General features: G+C 62.6%; 4 protein-coding genes and 1 CRISPR repeat array. All 4 genes read right to left on the bottom strand.

Features of this window, described 5'->3' with window-relative positions:
• Positions 1–313: 313 nt before the first annotated feature.
• Positions 314–3,949: a CRISPR direct-repeat array (repeat unit 32 nt; unit sequence GTTTCTATCCGCGCGGCCGTGCGGGCCGCGAC).
• A gap of 245 nt (positions 3,950–4,194) precedes the next feature.
• The 4 genes from nadS to cas1c all read right to left on the bottom strand — a co-directional run bounded on the left by nadS (position 4,195) and on the right by cas1c (position 6,235).
• On the bottom strand, positions 4,195–4,485 hold the full coding sequence (nadS, locus tag DOM57_RS00125; protein WP_110647221.1) for a NadS family protein: 291 nt from the start codon (positions 4,483–4,485) through the stop codon (positions 4,195–4,197).
• Entirely contained in the window at positions 4,478–4,792 is a 315-nt protein-coding gene (locus DOM57_RS00120; RefSeq protein WP_110647220.1) for a type II toxin-antitoxin system RelE/ParE family toxin, read from the bottom strand. Before DOM57_RS00120 ends, nadS begins: the two co-directional genes overlap by 8 nt.
• A gap of 97 nt (positions 4,793–4,889) precedes the next feature.
• Entirely contained in the window at positions 4,890–5,180 is a 291-nt protein-coding gene (gene cas2 / locus DOM57_RS00115; RefSeq protein WP_110647219.1) for a CRISPR-associated endonuclease Cas2, read from the bottom strand.
• A gap of 14 nt (positions 5,181–5,194) precedes the next feature.
• A complete protein-coding gene (gene cas1c / locus DOM57_RS00110; protein ID WP_110647218.1) occupies positions 5,195–6,235 on the bottom strand; it encodes a type I-C CRISPR-associated endonuclease Cas1c in 1,041 nt (346 codons plus the stop codon).
• Positions 6,236–6,238: the final 3 nt, after the last annotated feature.

The following is a 6,238-nucleotide window of genomic DNA, read 5'->3' as shown; positions in this document are numbered from 1 at the left end:
GCGGGCCGCGACTCTCAGCGCTGGCCAGCTTCTCGGGCATCTCCAAGGTTTCTATCCGCGCGGCCGTGCGGGCCGCGACATGGCGATGGCTGCCACCAGCAAGGCCAGTAGCAGAACAGTTTCTATCCGCGCGGCCGTGCGGGCCGCGACAAGGTTGTCTACGTCCTTCTCGCCCTCGACGATGTTTCTATCCGCGCGGCCGTGCGGGCCGCGACTCCAGCAGACTGAGGCTTTCGCCTACAAAGCCTGGGTTTCTATCCGCGNNTGCGGGCCGCGACTGATCTTCGCCGGGCGCACGGTTCCGGCCCATTTGTGTTTCTATCCGCGCGGCCGTGCGGGCCGCGACCTCCGGCAATCTGAACCGCGTGGGGCAGACACTGTTTCTATCCGCGCGGCCGTGCGGGCCGCGACCTTTTCAGCGCGCTTCTTCCGAGAAGGACGCTATTGTTTCTATCCGCGCGGCCGTGCGGGCCGCGACCTGCCGTCTCTTCGTGCGGCTCCTGTCGCTCAAGTTTCTATCCGCGCGGCCGTGCGGGCCGCGACAGAACGCATGGGTTACGGGTCGCATCACCGCGCTGGTTTCTATCCGCGCGGCCGTGCGGGCCGCGACCGTTAGTCGTCAGCCAGTCGAACCGGCAACGCATCAGTTTCTATCCGCGCGGCCGTGCGGGCCGCGACCACTGGAGGACTTGATTGTCGTCGGCATTCGGCAGTTTCTATCCGCGCGGCCGTGCGGGCCGCGACGACGCCATCGTTTAGCAGGCGGAGGAGGGTGGATTTTGTTTCTATCCGCGCGGCCGTGCGGGCCGCGACACGTTGCCGCTAGCAGGCGTTTGGAGCGGGCAGTTGTTTCTATCCGCGCGGCCGTGCGGGCCGCGACCCGGAAGCCAGCGAGCGGCGAGAGCGCCAGGGCAGTTTCTATCCGCGCGGCCGTGCGGGCCGCGACGGTCCCATCCGGAGCTGTTCGCCGAGGGAGATCGCGTTTCTATCCGCGCGGCCGTGCGGGCCGCGACGCGGTCACTTCGCTGGGCTGCAACTCGGCTTGAGTTTCTATCCGCGCGGCCGTGCGGGCCGCGACGAGCTGTGGAGCGCCACGTTACGGTGCCACTCAACGTTTCTATCCGCGCGGCCGTGCGGGCCGCGACACGCCGGTATGCTCAGTACCACGCCGTAATAAACGTTTCTATCCGCGCGGCCGTGCGGGCCGCGACGTAATGGACACCATACCTTCGTCCTAACTCTACGGTTTCTATCCGCGCGGCCGTGCGGGCCGCGACAAAACGAGAACGCCCCGACATAAGCCGAGGCGTGTTTCTATCCGCGCGGCCGTGCGGGCCGCGACATTGCTAGTTACCGGGGTATCTCGGTAATGGGCGTGTTTCTATCCGCGCGGCCGTGCGGGCCGCGACGAACCGTGAATGCAGCTGAGAAACCTACAGCAGCAGTTTCTATCCGCGCGGCCGTGCGGGCCGCGACCTGGTATCCATTATTAATGGACACAGCAGGAATTGTTTCTATCCGCGCGGCCGTGCGGGCCGCGACGCTCTTCGGGCTCATGGCCGGGCTTTTCGTAAATGTTTCTATCCGCGCGGCCGTGCGGGCCGCGACCACCGACTTTCGCCGCCGCATCCAGTTGTCGCTGGTTTCTATCCGCGCGGCCGTGCGGGCCGCGACTTAAGCTGCCAACTCCAGATAGGATGCCCTGCAATGTTTCTATCCGCGCGGCCGTGCGGGCCGCGACGTGCTTCGTAAGTGGTTTCGCCGCCCTTGGCATTGTTTCTATCCGCGCGGCCGTGCGGGCCGCGACTATCAGGCGCTAGCGCAGAACACGAACGTGCAGAGGTTTCTATCCGCGCGGCCGTGCGGGCCGCGACGGCACCCCACCCACCGACACGGCGGATAGGTTGCGTTTCTATCCGCGCGGCCGTGCGGGCCGCGACGAGGTTTCTCGATACATTTCTCAGGTAGATAGGGTTTCTATCCGCGCGGCCGTGCGGGCCGCGACAAATACTCATCACGCGTAATCACGTGCGGCTCAAGTTTCTATCCGCGCGGCCGTGCGGGCCGCGACCGATAGCGTTATCAACTCGTCGGGCTAGTACATAGTTTCTATCCGCGCGGCCGTGCGGGCCGCGACGTCAAGCGTGTTGAAGAAAGAACTTCCTGACAGCTTGTTTCTATCCGCGCGGCCGTGCGGGCCGCGACGCTTTACCTGAGTACCTAACTTTGACAGTTTGGCGCCAGTTTCTATCCGCGCGGCCGTGCGGGCCGCGACGTCTGTTTGACGCTGGCTATCGAAAGGTGGAGTCATGTTTCTATCCGCGCGGCCGTGCGGGCCGCGACGAGAGCTATACGCCAGCATCAGAGCCGACAGAAACAGTTTCTATCCGCGCGGCCGTGCGGGCCGCGACTCCGGCAAGCCCTCGATGATCACCACGCGCACAGGTTTCTATCCGCGCGGCCGTGCGGGCCGCGACTTGTCACGATCCATCAGCCCTTCGTACTGCACAGGTTTCTATCCGCGCGGCCGTGCGGGCCGCGACGTTTACTGGGTTACCCCTCACCAGTGGAAAGCATTAGTTTCTATCCGCGCGGCCGTGCGGGCCGCGACCCAGTACAACAGCGAACTCTACATCGAAGACCACGTTTCTATCCGCGCGGCCGTGCGGGCCGCGACACTTGGAGCGCGAGCAGCGCATGATGGAGGAATGGTTTCTATCCGCGCGGCCGTGCGGGCCGCGACGTTCGGCATCGTCGGTGAGCGTGGGCCGGAGATCGTGTTTCTATCCGCGCGGCCGTGCGGGCCGCGACACCAGTACAACAGCGAACTCTACATCGAAGACCACGTTTCTATCCGCGCGGCCGTGCGGGCCGCGACGCCTACGCCGCAGAGCTTAAGCTATCCGACATGGAGTTTCTATCCGCGCGGCCGTGCGGGCCGCGACACTCACACCGAAGCCGACCCAGTCGAAGGCACGGAAGTTTCTATCCGCGCGGCCGTGCGGGCCGCGACTTTAAACATGGCAATTGATCTAGGCAGCATCGACCTGTTTCTATCCGCGCGGCCGTGCGGGCCGCGACGCCCATCTGCACCCGGAGGCGCTACGCGCAGCGGTGTTTCTATCCGCGCGGCCGTGCGGGCCGCGACGCCAGCACCGCGGTGCCGCCATCCCAGCCATACATGTTTCTATCCGCGCGGCCGTGCGGGCCGCGACCCTTGGCGACGGCATCGGTTGCCCGTTGAGCGTGTTTCTATCCGCGCGGCCGTGCGGGCCGCGACAATGAGGCCGGCAATGCTCACGGGCCCAAGCTTTCAGTTTCTATCCGCGCGGCCGTGCGGGCCGCGACCGTGGTTCGGTACCCTAGAGCGCAGTTGGCAAAAGTTTCTATCCGCGCGGCCGTGCGGGCCGCGACTGCACTGAGCCTCGATCTTCCAGCCGGCAAGGGCTGTTTCTATCCGCGCGGCCGTGCGGGCCGCGACGGTTGCTTCATCCAAACGGATACATCAAAGACAGGTGTTTCTATCCGCGCGGCCGTGCGGGCCGCGACGAGAGTGATGCCGGCGACGGAGGTCGATCACATCGTGTTTCTATCCGCGCGGCCGTGCGGGCCGCGACTGTGGCGGCTCTTGAGCGACGAGCCGGAGTAGCGGTTTCTATCCGCGCGGCCGTGCGGGCCGCGACCTTTCGCCTTGGGCAAAGAGGGATGGTCCGATCCGTTTCTATCCGCGCGGCCGTGCGGGCCGCGACGTGTGTTTTGGCACCGGTTTTCCGTCGACGTCGCCGTTTCTATCCGCGCGGCCGTGCGGGCCGCGACCCAGGTGACGTCGTAGCCGAGCGTACCAACCTGTGGTTTCTATCCGCGCGGCCGTGCGGGCCGCGACACGATCGAGTGCTGATAGTTGATACCGGCGCTCTGTTTCTATCCGCGCGGCCGTGCGGGCCGCGACTGTTCGTTTATAACTCATTGAGCAATAAAACAAAATCGCTGTGCATCAGCGAACCCCGCTCGATACGCAGCTTGTGGAGCGCTGTTAGCCACTTAAAGCGTTCGATTGCTATTGAATCAACTTGTTAAAGAGCTGCGAACCTGGCGGGAAAGAGCGGGACACTTGTGGTTCGCAGAGGGAAAATCTGGGTATTCGGATTAAATGGCTGGCCGGGTACGATGATTAGCGGGATCAGTTTGGGAAAGTTATGCCAGGCCGCGCAGTACCTCGGGGTGCCTCTCAGCCACCCGCAACAGCCGAAGCGCTGGCCCTGTAGGTGTGCGGCGGCCTTGCTCCCACTCTTGGAGGGTGCGCAGGCTAACGCCCAGCAACTCGGCAAACTCGGCTTGCGACAACCCCATACGGTGGCGTGCCGCCCGCGCTTCGGAAACTTCGATTCGTGTTACCCGTGCGGCTTCGCCACGCTTCATCTGGCGCACGGATTCAAGCAGCTTCTGACCCAGCTCTTCACCCGTCATGATGTCGTTGTTACTCATGGTCAATGGCCTCCTTGATCGCCTTCAGCGTTGTCGCTGGAATATTGCCGCGTACCGCCTTGGCGTAAATTACCAGCAGCCAGATTTCACCATTAGCCAGCCGGTTGTAATAGATCACTCGCACCCCACCCCGCTTGCCTATGCCTTGGCGGATCCAGCGTACCTTGCGGCAACCACCGGAGCCAGGAATCACGTCTCCCGCCAAAGGGTTTTCGGCCAGAAAGGCAAAAAAATCACCACGTTCCTCTTCCGACCATAGATTTCGGGCATCGGCTTCGAACAGTGGGGTTTCAATGATCGTGTACATGGCTTAAAATACGGCAATGACGTATGCTAGGCAAGAACTTGTTGCCGCTAAAATTCGGGGCGCGATGGAGCCTCACAATCCTGTAACCCGAAAACTTTCAGAACACGAGAGGACCATTCATATCCAGCGCCGGCTTGGCGCCGATATGTTCTATACGCTTTTGCCAGTTACGCCCAAGGAAATAGAAACGCAGACTATCAACCTCTTCGTCAATGAGATCGATCAATTTCTGGCGAAGGCGCGTCCACTGGTCAGGTTCAACTTCTATCTCGAACACGGAAAACTGTACGCGCTGCCCAAAATCACGGCAGGCTTTTGCTACTCGTCTTAGCCGACGCTCTCCGCCTTCCGAGGAAGTGCTGACATCGTAGCTGACCAGTACCAGCATGAAGCACCCCCTATCTATTTCCAGAGAAAGGGCGTATAGGCATCGAGATCGCCGCGCAGATGACGCGCCAATAGCTGCGCCTGAAGAAAAGGCAACATGCCGATCGGTGCCTTCTCGCCAATGAAGGCGTGATTGAGCTCTTCACGCTTGCGTTCCTGATAGGCGGTCAGCACCGTCTTGCGGGCCTCTTCCGTCAAGGCTACGCCACCACTTTCGGCAATGATGAAGTCCTTTTCCCGTAGCTGACGTCGATTGATCAGCGACAGCGCCAAGCGGTCTCCCAGCAGCGGCCGGAACTCCTCGGCAAGATCGAGCGCCAGGCTCGGTCGCCCAGGCCGGTCACGGTGCAGAAAACCAACCGCCGGGTCGAGGCCGACGCTCTCCAGCGCCGAGCGGCAGTCGTGGGTCTGCAGCGTATAGAGAAACGAAAGCAGCGCATTGATACGGTCGCGCGGCGGGCGGCGATTGCGCCCCGTGAAGCGAAATGCGTCGCTATCATGACGAATAAGTTGATCAAACACGCTGAAATAGCGCTGCGCCGCCTCCCCTTCCAATCCTCGCAGTCTGTCTGTAGTGGATTCGATCAGCAGGTCGCGTGCAATCCGGCTCATGCGCGAGCGCTCCCCTTCGAGCCGCGCCCTTTCCTCTTCCGGCAGCTTGGCTCCGTAGTCGCGCAGGCCGCGCGATAACACGGCGCGCTGGTTATGCACCTTGCCGATCAGCACGCCACGCACGATAGCAGCACAGCCAACTTCGTCATCGCTCACGCGATATTGTGCGCGGCGCAGCAGCACGTTGCCCGACACCGACCCCTCGATCCTGGCCAGAAACTTACCGTGAGGCGAGAGATGGGTAATGGTCACGCCCTGCTCAGCGCAAAACCCCATCAGCGGTGGCGAGACCAGCACACGCCCGAAACAGACCAGCGATTCGAGCATATGAATCGGCAGGCGTGCACGCTCCTTACCTTCCACTTCCATGACGATGTTGGCACCGTCCTTCCTGAGCCAGGCACCTTCGGTAGTGATGTAAAGCGTATTGAGCTGACGGCGCATGGG

This window comes from Salinicola peritrichatus (genome assembly GCF_003206715.1).
Classification (GTDB): domain Bacteria; phylum Pseudomonadota; class Gammaproteobacteria; order Pseudomonadales; family Halomonadaceae; genus Salinicola; species Salinicola peritrichatus.
The sequence above is the reverse complement of the archived record's forward strand: the minus strand, read 5'-3'. Positions and strand labels throughout refer to the sequence as shown.